The 17,784-nt window shown below is 61.0% G+C and carries 13 protein-coding genes; 7 read left to right on the plus strand and 6 right to left on the minus strand.

Annotated features, from left to right (window positions below; translation table 11 throughout):
- The first annotated feature begins 154 nt into the window (after window positions 1–154).
- The 5 genes from OU993_RS17000 to yghX all read left to right on the plus strand — a co-directional run bounded on the left by OU993_RS17000 (window position 155) and on the right by yghX (window position 7,204).
- Entirely contained in the window at window positions 155–3,589 is a 3,435-nt protein-coding gene (locus OU993_RS17000; RefSeq protein WP_268159392.1) for a response regulator, read from the plus strand.
- On the plus strand, window positions 3,586–4,419 hold the full coding sequence (locus tag OU993_RS17005; RefSeq protein WP_268159394.1) for a CheR family methyltransferase: 834 nt from the start codon (window positions 3,586–3,588) through the stop codon (window positions 4,417–4,419). Before OU993_RS17000 ends, OU993_RS17005 begins: the two co-directional genes overlap by 4 nt.
- Window positions 4,419–4,988, plus strand: a complete 570-nt coding sequence (locus OU993_RS17010) for a chemotaxis protein CheB (protein WP_268159395.1) — start codon at window positions 4,419–4,421, stop codon at window positions 4,986–4,988. Before OU993_RS17005 ends, OU993_RS17010 begins: the two co-directional genes overlap by 1 nt.
- A complete protein-coding gene (locus tag OU993_RS17015; RefSeq protein ID WP_268159396.1) occupies window positions 4,985–6,163 on the plus strand; it encodes a hybrid sensor histidine kinase/response regulator in 1,179 nt (392 codons plus the stop codon). Before OU993_RS17010 ends, OU993_RS17015 begins: the two co-directional genes overlap by 4 nt.
- A 153-nt stretch (window positions 6,164–6,316) precedes the next feature.
- Window positions 6,317–7,204, plus strand: coding sequence for a YghX family hydrolase (gene yghX / locus OU993_RS17020; RefSeq protein WP_268159398.1), 888 nt, complete (start codon window positions 6,317–6,319; stop codon window positions 7,202–7,204).
- Window positions 7,205–7,290: 86 nt separating this feature from the next.
- Here yghX and OU993_RS17025 read toward each other — a convergent pair whose 3' ends face one another.
- The 5 genes from OU993_RS17025 to OU993_RS17045 form a co-directional block, all read right to left on the minus strand.
- Window positions 7,291–8,076 carry an ABC transporter ATP-binding protein gene (locus OU993_RS17025; RefSeq protein WP_268159400.1) on the minus strand — a complete coding sequence of 262 codons (786 nt, stop codon included), beginning with the start codon at window positions 8,074–8,076 and terminating at the stop codon, window positions 7,291–7,293.
- Window positions 8,073–9,062, minus strand: a complete 990-nt coding sequence (locus OU993_RS17030) for a FecCD family ABC transporter permease (protein ID WP_268159710.1) — start codon at window positions 9,060–9,062, stop codon at window positions 8,073–8,075. Before OU993_RS17030 ends, OU993_RS17025 begins: the two co-directional genes overlap by 4 nt.
- 47 nt (window positions 9,063–9,109) lie before the next feature.
- Window positions 9,110–10,099, minus strand: coding sequence for an ABC transporter substrate-binding protein (locus tag OU993_RS17035; RefSeq protein ID WP_442792992.1), 990 nt, complete (start codon window positions 10,097–10,099; stop codon window positions 9,110–9,112).
- A gap of 207 nt (window positions 10,100–10,306) precedes the next feature.
- A complete protein-coding gene (locus OU993_RS17040; protein WP_268159403.1) occupies window positions 10,307–12,460 on the minus strand; it encodes a TonB-dependent siderophore receptor in 2,154 nt (717 codons plus the stop codon).
- 195 nt (window positions 12,461–12,655) lie between these two features.
- A complete protein-coding gene (locus tag OU993_RS17045; RefSeq protein WP_268159404.1) occupies window positions 12,656–13,537 on the minus strand; it encodes an AraC family transcriptional regulator in 882 nt (293 codons plus the stop codon).
- 161 nt (window positions 13,538–13,698) lie between these two features.
- Here OU993_RS17045 and OU993_RS17050 point away from each other — a divergent pair, with 161 nt between their 5' ends.
- Window positions 13,699–14,514, plus strand: a complete 816-nt coding sequence (locus OU993_RS17050; protein WP_268159405.1) for an ABC transporter ATP-binding protein — start codon at window positions 13,699–13,701, stop codon at window positions 14,512–14,514.
- Window positions 14,515–14,523: 9 nt separating this feature from the next.
- Here OU993_RS17050 and OU993_RS17055 read toward each other — a convergent pair whose 3' ends face one another.
- On the minus strand, window positions 14,524–15,447 hold the full coding sequence (locus tag OU993_RS17055; RefSeq protein ID WP_326493844.1) for a LysR family transcriptional regulator: 924 nt from the start codon (window positions 15,445–15,447) through the stop codon (window positions 14,524–14,526).
- A gap of 227 nt (window positions 15,448–15,674) precedes the next feature.
- Between OU993_RS17055 and OU993_RS17060 the strand changes: the two genes are divergently transcribed.
- A complete protein-coding gene (locus tag OU993_RS17060) occupies window positions 15,675–17,756 on the plus strand; it encodes a TonB-dependent siderophore receptor (RefSeq protein WP_442792993.1) in 2,082 nt (693 codons plus the stop codon).
- Window positions 17,757–17,784 lie beyond the last annotated feature (28 nt).

Here is a 17,784-nt window from a genome sequence, read left to right on the forward strand (position 1 = left end):
ACTATACACGTTCGGACACTAGCTATGGGACGTCGATCCGATCCCCTTCGTCTTTCCAGCTGACGTTTCGCTCGTACGCACGCTCCTTTGCCAGACGCAGAGCACGTCCACGAGCCGGCACGAGGCTGACATTCTCGAAAGTGCTGACAAGCCCATGCATAGAAAAGGCGCTGCCGCAAATACCAAGGGCACTCTGGGCCTTGAGCCTTTTGTCGCCATCAGCCTCGCGGTGGCACTGTTGTTTTTCATCCTCAGCACAGCGGTCGCCGTCTACACCACGCAGTTGCTGAGGGAGAGCAACGAAAGGGTCATCCAGACACACCGCGTCATCGTGGGGATCGACCTGCTTCTCTCCGACGTGCAGGATGCGGAAACGGGGCAGCGCGGATATCTGCTGACCGGTAACGAGCGTTATCTCGAACCTTACCACCGGTCCGGCGCCCAACTGCAGAGCCGGATCTCGGCCGTCGAGCAGTTGATCGCCGAGAATGGTTCGCAGATGCAGCGTTTCAGCGAGCTGAAGAGCTACATCGCCTCAAAATTTGCAGAGCTGCAGGAGACGATCGATGTCTACCGCAGTCAGGGCGCCGAGGCCGCCCTGACACGGGTGAATTCCGACCGTGGCAAGGCCGACATGGACGCCATCCGGTCACTGATCTCCGACATCCGTGCCGAGGAAACCGAAGAACGTGCGGTTCGCGTTGCCGGCATGAACAATGCCTATACGGTTGCCTTCGCGACGAGCCTGATGTCCGGCGCGCTCGGCATCATCCTGACCCTGATCGTCGGCACATTGATGCGCCGTGCGACCATCGAGAGACGCCGCGACCAGTGGATGCAAAATGCGCAGGTGGGGCTCGGCAATGCCGTTATCGGCGACCAGACGACGAGCGAGGTGGGCGAGAATATCCTCCGTTTCCTCGCCGACTATGTTGGTGCCGTTGCCGGCGCCATCTATGTCGAGGACAATGCACGTTACCGGCTCTCGGCGACCTTCGGCGTTCCTCCCGGCACGACCCTGCCCGACACTATTCGGCGCGATGACGGGCTTTTCGGGCATGTGGCGGCAGACCACCGGCCGATTGCCGTCGGCGAGGTGCCGGATGGCTATATCACCTTCGGCTCCACGCTTGGCCAGCAGAAACCGCGTTTTCTGGCACTCGCCCCGGCGATCGTCGATGGCGACATCAAGGCAGTTTTCGAACTTGGTTTCCTGCAGCCGGTCGGCGACCATGTGCTGGCGCTTCTGGAGCAATCTTCCGGCACGATCGCAACGGCCATCCGTTCGGCGGAATTCCGCACGGAATTGCAGAAGCTGCTGCACGAAACCCAGCGCCAGGCCGAGGAGTTGCAGGTTCAGGGTGAGGAGCTGCGCGTTTCCAACGAAGAACTGGAAGAACAGGGCCGGGCGTTGAAGGAATCGCAGGCCCGGCTCGAACAGCAGCAGGTGGAACTCGAACAGACGAATTCGCAGCTGGAAGAACAGGCGCAGGAGTTGGAGCGCCAGCGCGACGACCTGGAAAAGGCGAATGTCGCCATGAACCTGAAAGCCCAGGAACTGGAACAGGCGAGCCGCTACAAGTCCGACTTCCTCGCCAACATGTCGCACGAACTTCGCACACCGCTCAACTCGTCGCTGATCCTCGCCAAGCTTTTGGCCGACAATACCGACGAGAACCTGACGCCGGAGCAGGTGAAATACGCACAGACGATCCAGTCTTCCGGCAACGACCTTCTCAACCTGATCAACGACATCCTCGACCTGTCGAAGATCGAAGCGGGCCACGTCGAAATCCGGCCGGAGCCCGTGTCGATCGAACGCATGGTCAACACGCTGCGCCAGCTCTTTGATCCACTGGCCGGCACCAAGGGGCTCGATTTCAAGGTCAGCATCGCCGAAAACGTTGTGCCCGTCATCGAGACCGACCCGCAGCGCCTGGAACAGGTTTTGAAGAACCTGATCGCCAATGCGATCAAGTTCACCGAAAAAGGCAGTGTGACACTTTCTGTCCAGCCGCTCAGCGACAACCAGATCGCGATTTCCGTGACCGATACGGGCATCGGCATTGCGGAGGATCAGCAGCGGCGGATCTTCGAGGCTTTCCATCAGGCCGACAGCACCATCAGCCGGCGGTTCGGCGGCACGGGGCTTGGCCTCTCCATTTCGCGCGAACTCGTGCGCCTGCTGGGTGGCACGATCCATCTGAAGAGTGTGTCCGGCACCGGCAGCACCTTCACGATCATCGTTCCGCAGATCTTCAACAGCGCGTTGGTGCAGGTCCGCGCCCCGGATATCGAACTTGCTTCGGAAAAACCGGCTGAACGGACACCCGCTGCCATTCCCGCCCGTCGCGAGGTGGTACAGATCATCGAGGACGACCGGCAACAGGTCTCGGACAATGCGCGCAAACTGCTGATCATCGAGGACGATCAGAGTTTCGCGCTGATCCTGCGCGATCTTGCCCGCGAGATGAAGTTCCACGCGCTGGTTGCGGGCACCGCCCAGGACGCGCTCGAACTGGCGCGGCAATTCATGCCGAGCGCCATCGTGCTCGATGTGGGCCTGCCGGACCAGTCAGGCCTCTCCGTCCTTGATCGCTTGAAACGCGACGTGCGCACACGCCATATCCCGATCCACATCGTCTCCGCGGACGATTATTCCGAACGGGCACTGTCGCTGGGTGCGATCGGCTACGCGTTGAAGCCTGTTCAGCGGGAACAACTGGTCGAGGTATTGAAGTCGCTCGATGCCAAGATCTCGCAGAACGTGCGGCGCGTCCTGATCGTGGAAGACAACGAGGTTCAACGCGAGGCCGTCGCCAAACTCATCGGTTCGCATGACGTGGAAACCGTGGGCGCCGGAACGGCTGCGGAATGCCTGGAACTTCTGAAGGAACAGACCTTCGACTGCATGGTACTCGACCTGTCGCTGCCGGATGCCTCCGGTTATCAGTTGCTGGAAACCATCAGCCAGGACGGACAGCATTCCTTCCCGCCGGTCATCGTCTACACGGGCCGCGTCCTCTCCACCGAAGAAGAACAGAAGCTTCGCCGTTATTCGAAATCGATCATCATAAAGGGCGCAAAATCGCCGGAACGGCTGCTGGACGAGGTGACCCTTTTCCTCCACCAAGTCGTTTCGGAACTGCCGGACGAGCAGCAGAAGATGATCCGCAAGGCGAGACATCGCGACGCGCTGCTGGAGGGTCGCCGGATACTTGTCGTGGAGGATGACGTGCGCAATGTCTACGCGCTGACGAACATCCTCGAACCGCGCGGCGCGATCGTGGAAATCGCCCGCAACGGCGAGGAAGCACTTCAGAAGCTGGAGCAGTCGCTGTCGAAACCGGATGCGCGGATCGACCTCGTTCTGATGGACGTCATGATGCCGGTGATGGACGGGCTGACCGCCACACGGCATATCCGCAACAACCCGACCTGGAAGAAGCTTCCGGTGATCACGCTGACGGCCAAGGCCATGCCCGACGATCAGCAGCGCTGCATCGAAGCCGGCGCCAATGACTACATGGCCAAACCGCTCGACGTGGAGAAGCTCCTGTCCCTCGTTCGTGTGTGGATGCCGCAATGACCGAGACATTCGAAAAGGTCGAGGACATCGAGATCCGGCTTCTGCTGGATGCGCTCTATCACCGTTACCACTACGATTTCCGCAATTACGCCATGGCATCCATCCGCCGGCGGCTGCGGCAGGCGCGCGAACAGCTGGGGTATCCGACCATCTCCGCCCTGCAGGAGAGTGCGCTGCATGATCCGGACATCCTGCCGATCCTCCTGCGGTACCTGACCGTGCAGGTCAGCGAGATGTTCCGCGATCCGAGCTATTTCCAGGCCATCCGGGAAAAGGTCATCCCGCACCTGCGCACCTATCCCTCGCTGAAGATCTGGATCGCCGGCTGCAGCAGCGGCGAGGAACTTTATTCCTTCGTCATCCTGTTTCGCGAGGAAGGGCTGGAGGAGCGGACGATCTTCTACGCGACCGACATCAACCCCGAGGCGCTCGCCCAGGCCGAATCCGGCATTTATGATCTTGAACGGATACGGCTCTTCACGGAAAACCATCGGCGCGCCGGCGGCAAGACCTCGCTGTCCGACTATTATCACAGCGGTTACAACCGCTGCGTCTTCGACAAGAGCCTGCGTCGCCAGGTGGTCTTTTCCGACCACAGCCTGGTAACCGACCAGGTGTTCGGCGAGATGCAGTTCGTTTCCTGCCGCAATGTCATGATCTATTTCGACCGGGACCTACAGGATCGCGCGATCGGGCTGTTCAAGGATGCCCTGCCGCGCAACGGTTTCCTGGGTCTGGGCGCAAAGGAGACGCTGCGGTTTTCTGCGCATGCCAATGCCTTCCGTGATTTCGTCCGGGAGGAAAAGATCTATCAGAGGGCGGGAGCATGATGGACGCAGCTGGCGGGGCTGTCATTATCGGAGCATCAGCAGGCGCGCTTGAAGCGCTGTCTCTGATACTACCAGAGCTTGCTTCTGACTTCCCCCGTCCCATATTGGTCATTGTGCACGTGCCACCGGATAAACGCAGCGTTCTGGCAGCCATATTCGGCGCAAAATGCCAATTGCGCGCCGTGGAAGCGGAAGACAAGGAACCGATCGAGCCCGGCGTGATCTATTTTGCCCCGCCGGACTATCACCTGTTGATAGAGGATGAAAAGACGATAGCCCTTTCCGACGAGGATCAGGTTCTATTTTCCCGCCCATCGATCGACGTGGCCTTTGAAAGCGCTGCCGAGGTCTGGGGGAAGTCCCTGACCGGCATCATCCTGACCGGCGCCAACCACGATGGCGCACAGGGTCTGAGGGCGGTGGCAGACGCCGGTGGCACCGCGCTTGTCCAGGATCCCGAGGGAGCTTACGCGCCGACGATGCCCGAGGCGGCGATTGCCGCCTGTCCGCAGGCGCGTGTTCTTTCGCTCGAAAGCATAGCATCTTACCTCCAGGGGATTGCCTCATGAGTGGCCCCGTCAAATTTCTGCTCGTCGACGACCTGCCCGAGAACCTTCTGTCTCTCGAAGCACTTCTGCGGCGCAACGATCTCCAATTGCTGAAGGCCAAATCCGGCGACGAGGCACTTGAACTGCTTCTTCACCACGATGTGGCGCTCGCGCTCATCGACGTGCAGATGCCGGGGCTGAACGGCTTCGAGCTGGCCGAACTGATGCGCGGCAACGAGAGAACACGGCGCATCCCGATCATCTTCGTGACCGCCGGCAGCCACAGTCCGGAACGGCGTTTCCAAGGTTATGAGGCCGGCGCGGTCGATTTCATCCAGAAACCGATCGAACCGGACATCCTGCGCAGCAAGACGGAAGTCTTCTTCGAACTCTACCGGCAGCGCCAGAAGATTGCCGAGCAGCGCGACACCCTGCATGAACAGGCCGAGGCACTGCGGCTTGCGGACAAGCGCAAGGACGAATTCCTGGCGGTTCTGGCCCATGAACTTCGCAACCCGCTGGCAGCACTGCATGGCGGCCTGAAGCTTTTGTTGCGCAAGCCGGACGGCCCGCAGGCCCAGAAGATCAGCGGGCTGATGGAAGGCCAGATGTCGCATCTCGTCCGCCTGATCGACGATCTTCTGGATATCTCTCGCATCACCAAGGGCAAGATCGAGTTGCGCAAAAGCGGCTTCGACCTGAAAACCGCCGTGCTGGCCGCCCTTGAAATGGCGCAGCCGGCCATCGAGGCAAAACATCACTCGCTGACGGCGAATATTCCGTCGCATGCGGTGGATGTGTGTGCCGATCAGGTGCGCATCACCCAATGTATCGCAAACCTTCTGACGAACGCCGCAAAATACACCCCCGATGGCGGTCAGATCGAGATCACACTCCAGGAACGGTCCGACGTGGTCTCGGTCACGGTCAGTGATAACGGACTAGGCCTCACCCCGGAATCGACGGCCTCGATCTTCCGGCTATTCGAACAGGTCGACGACCACCTCGAACATGCCCACGGCGGCTTGGGGATCGGCCTTGCGCTCGTCAAGCAACTCGTCGAACTGCATGGCGGAACGGTTACGGCGGCGAGCGACGGTCCCGGCAAGGGGAGCCGCTTCACCTTGACCATACCGAACCGCGCGGTGGACCTCGAGATGTCGGACCTGGAGAGCCGTGCCCGACTGACGGTCTGACATGGGCATGGCCGGCCAGCTCCTGCATACCACGCAGATATGCGCTACCTGACGCAAACGTGAATGTCCCCCGCCTCGCGGCAGCGATCTGATTTGAGCGTTGATCCGAAGAATGTGGTCATATGCACGCAGCGCGAGAAAGGGAGAAACGCGATGGAACGGCTGACAGCGAAGGATTTTCCGCAGGAGCTGCTGGAGCTCTACGACTTCTATGCCCATGGCAGGATCACCAAGCGCGAGTTCCTCGACCGCGCTGCAAAGTTTGCGGTTGGAGGCGTAACGGCCGCGGCTCTGGTGGCGTCCTTGTCGCCGGATTATGCGCTGGCGCAGCAGGTGGAGTTCACCGATCCGGACATCCTGCCCCAGTACATCACCTATCCTTCGGAGAAAGGCCACGGCGAGGTTCGTGGTTATCTCGTCAAACCCGCAAAGCTTGAGGGCAAGGTGCCTGCCGTCGTCGTGGTGCACGAAAACCGGGGCCTTAACCCCTATATCGAGGATGTCGCCCGGCGCGTGGCCAAAGCCGGTTTCATCGCGCTTGCCCCGGATGGACTGACGTCTGTTGGCGGTTATCCGGGCAATGATGAGAAGGGCCGTGAGTTGCAGGCCTCGGTCGATCCGCAGAAGCTGATGAACGACTTCTTCGCCGCGGTCGAATTCCTGATGAAACACGAGCAGTCGACCGGCAAGGTCGGCATTACCGGCTTCTGTTACGGCGGTGGCGTGGCGAATGCCGCGGCCGTTGCCTATCCCGAACTCGGCGCCGCCGTGCCGTTCTACGGCCGTCAGGCGCGCGCGGAAGACGTGCCGCACATCAAGGCTCCGCTTCTCATTCATTATGCCGAGCTGGATACGCGCATCAACGAAGGCTGGCCGGCTTACGAGGCGGCGCTGAAGGCCAACAACAAGACCTACGAGGCCTATATCTATCCGGGCGTCAATCACGGTTTCCACAACGATTCGACACCGCGATACGATGAAGCGGCGGCAAAACTCGCCTGGGACAGGACCATCGACTGGTTCAAGCGGTATCTTGCCTGATCATCCGGACAGACCTCTTTGAAGCCTCTTGCAATGCCCCGGCCATGCCAGCGCGCATGGCCGGGGCTTTTTCCAGGCATTACTGCTCAGCGCGCGGCATTTTCCGGCGTGTGGCGGAGGAAGTGGATATGCGGGCCGCCGTGGTAAGCGGATGTCTCGACCCGCGCTTCCGTACAGAAGACCTCGCGCAGCAGATCCTCGCTCAGCACCACCTTCGGCGTGCCCTCGGCAACGATCCGGCCTTCCTTCAGGACGATCAGCCGGTCGCAGAACATGGCCGCATGATTGATGTCATGCAGAGCAATGATGCTAGTGATCGGCAGATCCGCGACAAGACTCAAAAGTGCGATCTGGTGCTGGATGTCCAGATGATTGGTCGGTTCATCCAGGATCAGTTCCTTCGGCCCCTGCGCCAGCGCCCGCGCAATATGCGCGCGCTGCTTCTCCCCGCCGGAAAGGTTCATCCAGCGGTCATTGCGCTTGTCCGCCATGCCGGAGCGCTGCAGCGCGCCTTCGACGGCCTCGTCATCTTCCCGCGTCCAGCCGGAAAACATCGAGCGGTGCGGAAAACGCCCGAGCTTCACCACGTCCACGACCTTCAGATTGGCGTTGGTTGTGGCATGTTGTTCAACGAAGGCGAGCCGTTGGGCAACCTTGCGGCGCGGAATGCCGCGGATATCCTGCTCATCCAGCACCACCCGGCCGCCATGCGGCTGCTTCAGACCGGCCAGAAGCCGCAGAAGCGAGGTCTTGCCGGAACCGTTCGGCCCCAGAAGACCTAGCATTTCGCCAGGACGCGCCGCAAAGGAGACGTCGTCCAGAATGGTCTTTGCGCCGATCTTCCAGCGGATGTTTTCAGCAACGATACTCATGAGGCACGCTGGAAACGATAAAGAATGACGGAGAAGAACGGAACACCGACAAGCGCCGTCACGACCCCGATCGGCAGCACCTGTTGTGGAACGAGAATGCGCGATGCGATGTCGGCGAGCACCATAAAGGCCGCCCCGCCGATCGCGCAGGCCGGCAGCAGGCGGATGTGCAGCGGGCCGACGAGGAAGCGGGCTGCATGCGGCATCACGAGACCGACAAAACCGATGGAGCCGACCATGCTGACGATGGTCGCCGTCAGAAGTGCGGTCAGACAGAAGAGCGCGATGCGCGCGCGGGCGACATTCACGCCAAGTGCGGCGGCCGCCTCGTCGCCGAAGGCGAAGGCATCGAGCACGCGCGAATAGGCAAGACAGGCGATCAGGCCGAAGCCCACCACCACCGACACCAGCATGAATTCCGGCCAGCGGACGCCACCGAAACTGCCGAGCAGCCAGAACATCACGTCACGTGCCTGCTGGGCATTACCCGCGGTGGTGACCACGTAGGAGGTGGCCGCGTTGAAGAGCTGCGATGCGGCAACCCCGGCCAGAATGGTTCTGTCGGCACCGCCGCGGGTGCCGTTCGAGAGAAGCGCCACAAAGAGGAAGGCCGCAAAGGCACCCGCAAAGGCACCGGCCGAAAGCGACACGACACCGGAGCCGAGCCCGAGGATGACGATGGCCACCGCGCCGGTGGACGCGCCGGCGGAGATGCCGAGCACATAGGGTTCGGCCAGCGGGTTGCGCAGCAGCGATTGCATGATGGCACCGGACAGCGCAAGGCCCGCGCCGCAGAAGGCAGCCACCAGCGCCCGGCTCATCCGGTAGTCCCAGATGACCGTCTCATGAATGCGATTAAGCTCGGCCGTGGTCCAGCCGAGCTTGTTCGTGACCGCAAGAAAGGTCGTGGCGATGGGGATCGGCAGATCGCCGATCCCCACGCTGATGGCCACGACAAGCAGCACCGCCGCCAGCGACAGCACCACAAGGCTGCCGAAAACGAGGAACTGCCGGATCGGTCGAACCCTTCCGGTCACTTCAGGAGACCGCGCGCCTTCAGCTGCGCGGCAACCTGCTCGGCGCCGTAGATGGTGCGGATGGTGGGGTTCATCGCCTGACCGTCCATAACGACGATCGCATTGTTCTTGACGGCCGGCATCTGGCTGGTGGCGGAATCGGTGGTCAGGAACTTGATCTTGGCTTCCGGCTTGTCGAGTTCCCAGCGGTTGCGATCGAGGCTGGCAACGACGATGACATCCGGGTTGGCCGCAATGATGCCTTCCCAGCCAACGGTCGGCCATTCGGCTTCGGCGGTGATGGCATTGACGCCGCCCAGCGTGTCGGCGATGAAGCCGGACGCACTGTTCTTGCCGCCGAGATAGGCATCGGCGGACGGCGACTGGCTGGAGAACCAGAAGACATAGGACAGCTTCTTGCCGCTCGGCGATACGGACGAACGGAGTGCCGCCTCGCGCGCCTTGAAGTCAGCGATCAGCGCCTGGCCACGATCCGCCACGTCGAAGATCTGCGAAAGCTCGTCGATTTCCTTGTAGAGCAGGTCCATGTTCCACAGCTTGTCACGGCTGCCGTAAACATCCTTGCTGCCATCGGTCTTCAGGCAGGTGCTGGGCGAGAGGTAGGTCGGAACGCCGACCTTCTCGAAATCACCGCGCTTGGCAACCTTGCTGTCCGGGCCGAGCAGGCTCGGCAGGGCGGCAGCAACGAAATCCGGGTTTTCGGCGAGAATCGACTCGAAGGTCGGGAACTCGACCGTCAGCAGCTTCACCTTGGCATTGGCTTCAGCAAGCTGAGGCAGAACCTTGCTCGGCCAGAAGGCGGTGCCGGCCATTTTGCTCTCGAGGCCGAGGAGCAGCATGATTTCGGCGCTGTTCTGGCCAAGACCGATTGCACGCTTCGGCGCTTCCTTGAAGGTCACCTGTGCCCCGCAATTTTCCAGCGTCAGCGGGTATTGCGTCGGTGCTGCCAGGGCGGCCTGGGCCGAGAAGACAGCGGAAAGCAGCATTCCGGAAGCGGTGATCAGGTTTCTAAATCGTGTCATGTGTGGAGCATCCTGCGGCTGACCAAAAAATCGGATGCTTAAGATCACACAACCGTCCCTAAAACAAGACAGCCCAGTTCATATTTTAAGGTTTACTCGCCCTTCCACAGGGTCCGAAGATGTGACCGGCAATCCTCGCAAGGATTGCCGGTCACCACGCTCAACGATGCTTCACCAGGTCTTGCTAATCTTTACGGTGACGGTGCGCGATTCGCCGTAACCGCAGGTAAACTCGCCTCCGCAACCCCGCACATATTCCTTGTCGAAGACATTGGCGACGTTCAGGGCAGCCTCCCAGCCGTTCTTCTTGTAGCGGATCGCCGCATCGAAGACGGTCGCATCCGGAACCTTCAGCGTGTTCAGCCGGTCGGCCCAGCTTTCGCCCTGGTAGCGGACACCGGCACCAAGGCTGAGCCCCTCCAGCACCCCGGTCGTGACAGCATAATCGAGCCAAAGCGACGCCTGCGACTGCGGAACCAGGTAAGGCGACTTGCCGACATAGGCGGCCACGATGTCCTTCTTTACCTCGAGATCGGTGTAGCTGTAGGCGGCGAGCAATTTCCAGTTGTCGTTCAGGTTGACCTTGCCCTCGAGTTCGATGCCACGGGACTGGACCTCACCGATCTGCTCGGCGAGGAAGGTCGCGGGGTCGGTCACAACGACATTGTTGCGGTTGAGATGGAACAATGAAGCCGTGAAGCTGCCATCGAAACCGGTCGGCTCGTATTTCAGGCCGACTTCATACTGCTCGCCCTTTTCCGGCTCGTTGTTCGGCGTGACGCTGGGGGCGATGGTCGGGTTGAAGAAGGTGCCGACGCTCGCATAGGGTGTCAGGCCGTTGTCGAATTCATAGGCAAGGCCGGCGCGGCCGCTGAGCGCGGTCTTGTCGTAATCATAGCTGGAATAGAGGCTGCTATAGGCGGTCGGCTGGTTGTCGGTATTGGTGTGGACGTAATCGGCGCGCCCGTTGAGGGTGACGAGCCAGCCGCTGCCGAACCGGATCTGATCCTGAAGATAGGCGCCCACCTGCTGCTGGGTGATGACCTGGTTGAGATAGACGGCAGTAGCCCCCTGCGGGACGCCATAGACCGGATTGACGGCACTGATCGAGGTCGCCCCGCCTGCGGCCTGGATATGATCCAGGCGGTAATATTTGTAATCGAGACCCATCATGAACCGGTGTTCGGTACCGCCCAGATCGAACTCGGTTTCGGCGCGGTTGTCGATCGTGACGGTGTCGGCCTTCGACGTGGCCTCGAAACCGATGCGGTTCAACTGATAATCGGGCGCCGTCGGTGTGCCCCCGACATAACCGTAGAGATAAGGACCGATTTCGTGCCGGTAGACATGCCCGTAACGGGCATTGGAAGAAACCGTCCAGCCATTGTCGAACTCATGGCGAAGTTCGTAACCCAGCATTTCCTGGTTGTAGGAGCCCTCGTCGATCGACGGTTCACCGTAGAAGGAATCGCGCGAGAGCTTGCCGAACGGCGCATCCACCACCGTTCCGACATAGGGGAAAAAGCCGTTGCCGGTATGCACCTGATCAAGCCCGGAGACATAGGCCCAGAGGGTGAGTTCGGTCGCCTCGTCCGGTTTCAGCGTCACCTGCGGCATGATGAAGCCACGCAGATCCTCGCTGTAATCGGAATAACCATCGCCGCCGGCGACCTTGGCCGTCAGGCGATAGCTGGCAGCGCCCGTCTCGCCGAGCGGACCGGAGAAGTCGAGGCCGGAAAAGGCGTTGCCGTCCGAGTTGATGCCGATTTCCGTGTAATAATAGGGTTCGTCGGTCGGGCGTTTGCGCACGAGATTGACGATGCCGCCCGCATTGCCGCCCCCATAGAGCACCGAGGCCGGCCCCTTCAGCACGTCGACCCTTTCCAGCGCGAAGGGATCGATCTGGAAGCCGCCAAAGCCGTAGGAATAGAGGTTGAGACCATCGAAGAAGCTGCCGGTCTGCGAGGCGTCGAAACCGCGGATATAGACCCAGTCCGTGTCCGGGTCCGTGCCGAAGGGTTCCACCGACACGCCCGGCGTATAACGCAGGGCTTCATCCACCTTGTTGACCACGCCGCGGTCGTCGAGTTCTTCGCGGCCGACCACCGAAACCGACTGGGGAATGTCCCGGATCGCCGTGTCGGATTTGGAACCCGCCGTCGAACGTTTCGCCACATAACCCTTGACCGGGCCATCAGCCTCGGCGGCTGCCCCTTCGACTGCAACGCGCGGCAGGACGACGGTTCCCTCCTGCGCCAATGCACCTTCCGCTCCCATCACAGTGGCAACCATCACCAAGCCACGCGCGACGCCAGACCTTTTCATCCCTATCGTCCCATCCACATTTACGGCCGCAGCCGTAGTCCCGAAGAAAGCTGAGTTGATAACTCCTCTATTCCTCCCTTGCTTGTCATGATCTGCAGGTTTTGAACCTTTTTGGGCAGCATCGGTGCAAAACCTGCTGCGCCCGCGCAGCTATCTGCAAAAGGAGGACCGAAGATCAAGCTTAAGGACGGGAGGTCAGCGCCTCGAACTCTTCCATCGGGCCGGCGTGGTGCCGACCACCTTGCGGAAGGAGCGGGTAAAATGCGCCTGGTCGGCAAAACCCGTTTCGCTGGCAATCGCCGCAAGCGGGACCTGATCCTGCTCCAGCAATTGTTTGGCGTTGTCGATGCGGACGATCATCTGCCAGCTGTGCGGCGCAACGCCGGTGGAGGCCTTGAAGGCATGGCTGAACTGCGACAGCGAGAGCCCCACAAGATCGGCCAGTTCCTGAAGCCGGATGGCACGGCTGGCATGTGCACGGATAAAATCCTGGACGCGCCGCAGCTGCCAGGACGCCAGCCCGCCCCGTGCACGGGGTGGTGATTTGACCACGTTCAACAGATCGATCAGCACCGATAGCGCCAACCCGTCGCCATATAGGTCATGCAGGGGCACATCCGAGCTCATCTCCTGGGCGAGCAGGGTGGCAAGCGCCATTGCCCTGTCGCTCTGGAAGAGCAGACGCGGTGTCCGCACCTGCTGCGGATCAAGCTCTTCGCCCAGCCGCCCCGCGATCAGGTCCGGGTCGAAATGGATATCGAGGTGGCGAAGGCCCCGCACACCGGAGATATCGACCCAGAGATCCATCCCGGCCGGCACGTAGGAGATCGGGCTTTTCTGTCTATCCTGCGCGAGCCCATGCCCGGACTGCGACAGCCTGACCTGCGGCCGGCCCGTGCCCGAATGATCCAGCAGAATGAAAAGTCGGGGATCGCGCGCGATGTAGTGGCCACCCGCATAGGCCGCACATTCGACATCCCAGAGATCAGCGACAATGCCGTTCCACACCCGGCGGCGCATGCCACCGATGACGGAAAATCCTTGGATGCTGTTTTGCATCTGCGGCTGAAACGTCATGATGGAGACCCCTTAAACATGTTTGCATTTATCAAGTTTATGCTGGTCATGCAATCGCAAAGGCTGCAATCCGGACAGCACACACGGTGCAACATTCCGAGGATGGCAATCGGGACAAAGCTGAGTTAAGTGGTCTGGATATCTCAAAAACGGATTGCGACATGCTGAAGGACACGCAAGGACCGATCGATGACCGCCAGAGTGACGCCGTGTTTTCGCTGACAGCCGTCAATTACCGGCTGGGCGATCGGCTGCTGGTCGAACCTACCACCGTCGAATTTGCCGCCGGCGCCTCGATTGCGCTGGTCGGTCATAACGGCTCCGGCAAGTCCACGCTTCTGAAAATGCTTGGACGTCACCTGATGCCGAGCGGTGGGCAGATCCTGTTTGCCGGGCGACCGCTCCACCAGTGGCCGGCTCGTGATTTCGCCCGACGTCTCGCCTATCTTCCGCAAAACACGCCCTCCACGCCCGGAATGACGGTCCGCGAACTCGTGGCGCTCGGGCGTTATCCCTGGCACGGCGCACTCGGTCGCTTCAGCAGCGCGGATGCCAGCCAGGTGGACGACGCGATGGAAAAGACCGGTATCGCGGCCTTTCAGGATCGGCTGGTGGATACGTTGTCCGGGGGCGAGCGGCAACGGGTCTGGCTTGCCATGCTGATCGCACAGAACGCCGATTGCCTGCTTCTGGACGAACCGATTTCCGCACTCGATATTCGCCACCAGTTGGAGGTGCTCTCGCTCGTGCGCCGGCTGACGGAGGAGCGCAAGATGACGGTCATCACCGTGCTGCACGACATCAACATCGCGGCGCGCTTCTGCGACCGCATCGTCGCGATGCATTCGGGACGCCTGATTGCCAATGGTGCGCCGCACGAGATCATGACCTCGGCAACGCTGGCCGACATCTACAATGTGGACATGCAGATTATTCGCAACGCCGACAGCGGCCGGCTGACGGCGATTGCCGGGTAAGCCCCTCGTTTATCGGGGAGTTGGCTTTTCCGTGCCGGCTTCGGCGCGAAGATGGGCGAGAAAGGCCCTGACCACCGGTGAGGTTTCCGCGCGCCGGTGGGCAACCGCAAGATCGGATGTCGTTGTGGTCGATGACAAAGCCACGTAACGCACGCCGGGCAGTTGCAGGCAGCGAAGGGACTGCGGCACGATTGCCACGCCGATGCCAAGGGCCACCATGCTGACGATCGTGGTGAAGTCACGACCGACCGCACTGATCAGCGGCTGGAAACCGGCTTCCTCGCAGGCGCTGATCGTATTGTTGTGGAAACCGACCTCGGGCGGTTGCCGCGGCGTGATGAAGGTCATGTCCGAGAGATCGGCGAGGTGGATCCGCGGATGATGGGCCTGCGGATGGTTGGCGGAGAGCGCGATCACCAACGGCTCTCGCAGGATAGGGCGCAAGGCGATGCCGCCCGGCAACGGCGCCGGCGGGCGGATATAGCCCACATCAAGGCGCCCTTCCTCCAGCGCCAGCAACTGCTGACGCATCTCCATTTCCAACAATTGCAGTTCCACCTCGGGATAACCGTCGCGAAACGACGAAAGCGTCTGGATCAGAGCCCCCGCATAGGCGGCCGACGCCACGTAGCCGATCGAGATGCGTCCGCTTTCGCCCCGCCCAACCCGGGTGAGAGCCGATACGGTCGAATCCATCTGCGCGAGGATCTTGCAGGCTTCCTCGTAGAGCAGTTGTCCAGGCACCGTGAGTTTGACCGCCCGGCGGCTTCGGTCGAGCAGGCTGACGCCAAGGATCGACTCCAGGTTCATGATCTGCTGGCTGAGGCCGGGCTGGGCGATGCCGAGCCTTGCCGCAGCGCGTGCGAAGTTCCGCTCTTCGACCAGAACGGTGAAATAACGCAAGTGCCGGATCTCCAGGCTGCCCGCTCGCATTGGACGCCTCCCCCATAACTGCAATCGATGACCAACATCATATTTCATAACTGAAACTTCTGAAAAATGCGCCTGCAACCTATTGGATTTCCAAAATGCATCCCACTATTGATGAGTTAATTAGTCTAGTATAAGCGGTCGGGAACGGTCGCTCTGAACCGGAGACGTCTACCGTGTCACTTCTTCGCTTCCACACCATGATGCTTGCAGCCGGGGTCGCGCCCCTTATGATCATGACCCCAACAGCAAAAGCTCAGGAGCCGGCAACGGTTTTGCCAAGGATTACGATCCAGGGCCAGGGCACCGCTGATGCGAAGGGACCGACGAAAGGGTTCGTTGCCGAGACCAGCGCCTCGGCCACCAAAACCGGCCGCGCCATTCTCGAGACGCCGCAATCCATATCCGTCATTACCAACGACCAGATTCGCCAGCGCGACGCCCAGACACTGGGCGAGGCCCTCAACTATACGCCCGGTGTGGTGGGACAGCCTTTCGGCCCGGATCCGCGCTTCGATTCACCGAACATCCGCGGCTTCGACGGACGCCAGGCGCAGTTCCTGAACGGCTTGCGCATGATGCGCACGGCCGGTGCACCTGCAGTCGACGTCTACGGCCTGGAAAGGGTTGATGTCATCCTGGGGCCGAGTTCGGTCATGTACGGCCAGGGAAATCCGGGCGGCATCATCAACATGATCAGCAAACGCCCGCGCTTCGAGACCTTCGGCGAGGTGGGTATCGCGGCCGGCAGCTACGACAATTACCAGACATTCTTCGATTTCGGCGGCTCCGTTGCTGAGGGAAGCGATGTCGCCTACCGCCTCACCGGATTGGCGCGCAATGCACACACGCAGACCGATGGTCTGGACGACGACCGTTACCTCATCGCACCCTCGCTCACCTGGCAGCCGGACGAAGACACGAAGCTGACGATCCTGACCAGCGTTCAGCACGACAATCCAAGTTCGCCCTCTGGGCTTCCTTATCAGCTGACCCTGAATGCGGGCGCCTACACCCTGCCACGCCATTTCACCGTGGGCGACAACAGCATTGACCGTTCAGACCGGACGCTCACCAATATCGGTTATGAGTTCGAGCATCACCTGAACGACGACTGGGTGCTGCGCCAGAACCTGCGCTACACCAAGTTCGACTGGGATTACACCGCGCTTGGCATGAGTTCGCTCGGCCTCGCCAGTGACGGACGCACCATCCGCCGGATCGTCACGATCCAGAACGAGCATCTGCAAACCTTCAACATCGACAACAACCTGCAGGGCGAGGTCTCTGCCGGCGGCATCGATCATACCCTGCTGTTTGGCCTCGATTACCGGCATTTTGCCAACGATGTGACGACGCAGTTCTGGAACGCGACATCGCTCGATGCCTATGCTCCGCGTTACGGCGGGCCGATCGCGCTGACCTCGCGGTCCGTCTATACAAAGGTGGATTCGACGCTCAACCAGCTTGGGCTTTACGCGCAGGACGAGATGGCCTTCGACAACTGGCGCGCCACGCTGGGCCTGAGGCAGGATTGGGCGAGCACCACCGGGACCTCCGGCAACCCCGCGACGGGCGCGTCCCGATCACTGAACAAGGATGACCAGAAGCTGACCGGTCGCGCCGGCCTCAGTTACCTCTTCGATGCAGGCATTGCACCCTATATCAGCTACGCAACCTCCTTCGAACCAGTGCCCGTTCCGGCGAGCGGCAACCTGCTGGAACCGACCACCGGGGAACAGGTCGAGATTGGCATCAAATATCGCCCGGAGGGCTGGAACGCGCTCTTTACGGTCGCCGCCTACGACCTCAGGCAGAAGAACGTCCTGACGACCACCGTCGTCAACGGCGTGTCGCAGACCAGCCAGATCGGCGAGGTGCGCGTCAAGGGGCTGGAGCTTCAGGCACTTGCAAGTCTTGCAGACGGTCTCGATCTTTCCGCGGCCTATACCCACGCGGAGGCGGAAATCGTGGGCGGGACCGACAACGGCAAGCGTCCCGACAACCTTCCCGAGGATGCCGCAAGCCTGTGGCTGAACTATACGTTCCAGGAGGGCAGCATGCTCCAGGGACTGGGCATCGGCGGTGGTGTCCGCTACATCGGCCAGCGGTATGGCAATACGGCAAACACCTTCGACCTGGCGCAGGTGACGCTGTTCGATGCCGGCCTTTCCTATGAGAAAAACGGATATCGGGCTTCGCTCAACGTGCAGAACATCGGCGATGAAAAGTACCTCGCAAGTTGCGGCACCTTTGGTTGCTATTACGGCGACGGACGCACTGTCATGGGGAGACTGACCTATTCCTGGTAAGATCGGCATATTGCAAACGAGGCGGCAG

The sequence above is a fragment of the Rhizobium sp. SL86 genome, from assembly GCF_026672545.1.
Lineage (GTDB): Bacteria > Pseudomonadota > Alphaproteobacteria > Rhizobiales > Rhizobiaceae > Neorhizobium.

Excerpts from the sequence above, each read along its gene's own strand:
- OU993_RS17000 (WP_268159392.1), top strand. The coding sequence starts at position 155 with ATGCATAGAAAAGGCGCTGCCGCAAATACCAAGGGCACTCTGGGCCTT.
- OU993_RS17005 (WP_268159394.1), top strand. The coding sequence starts at position 3,586 with ATGACCGAGACATTCGAAAAGGTCGAGGACATCGAGATCCGGCTTCTG.
- OU993_RS17010 (WP_268159395.1), top strand. The coding sequence starts at position 4,419 with ATGGACGCAGCTGGCGGGGCTGTCATTATCGGAGCATCAGCAGGCGCG.
- OU993_RS17015 (WP_268159396.1), top strand. The coding sequence starts at position 4,985 with ATGAGTGGCCCCGTCAAATTTCTGCTCGTCGACGACCTGCCCGAGAAC.
- yghX (WP_268159398.1), top strand. The coding sequence starts at position 6,317 with ATGGAACGGCTGACAGCGAAGGATTTTCCGCAGGAGCTGCTGGAGCTC.
- OU993_RS17025 (WP_268159400.1), bottom strand. The coding sequence starts at position 8,076 with ATGAGTATCGTTGCTGAAAACATCCGCTGGAAGATCGGCGCAAAGACC.
- OU993_RS17035 (WP_442792992.1), bottom strand. The coding sequence starts at position 10,099 with ATGCTGCTTTCCGCTGTCTTCTCGGCCCAGGCCGCCCTGGCAGCACCG.
- OU993_RS17040 (WP_268159403.1), bottom strand. The coding sequence starts at position 12,460 with ATGAAAAGGTCTGGCGTCGCGCGTGGCTTGGTGATGGTTGCCACTGTG.
- OU993_RS17045 (WP_268159404.1), bottom strand. The coding sequence starts at position 13,537 with ATGACGTTTCAGCCGCAGATGCAAAACAGCATCCAAGGATTTTCCGTC.
- OU993_RS17050 (WP_268159405.1), top strand. The coding sequence starts at position 13,699 with ATGCTGAAGGACACGCAAGGACCGATCGATGACCGCCAGAGTGACGCC.
- OU993_RS17055 (WP_326493844.1), bottom strand. The coding sequence starts at position 15,447 with ATGCGAGCGGGCAGCCTGGAGATCCGGCACTTGCGTTATTTCACCGTT.
- OU993_RS17060 (WP_442792993.1), top strand. The coding sequence starts at position 15,675 with ATGATCATGACCCCAACAGCAAAAGCTCAGGAGCCGGCAACGGTTTTG.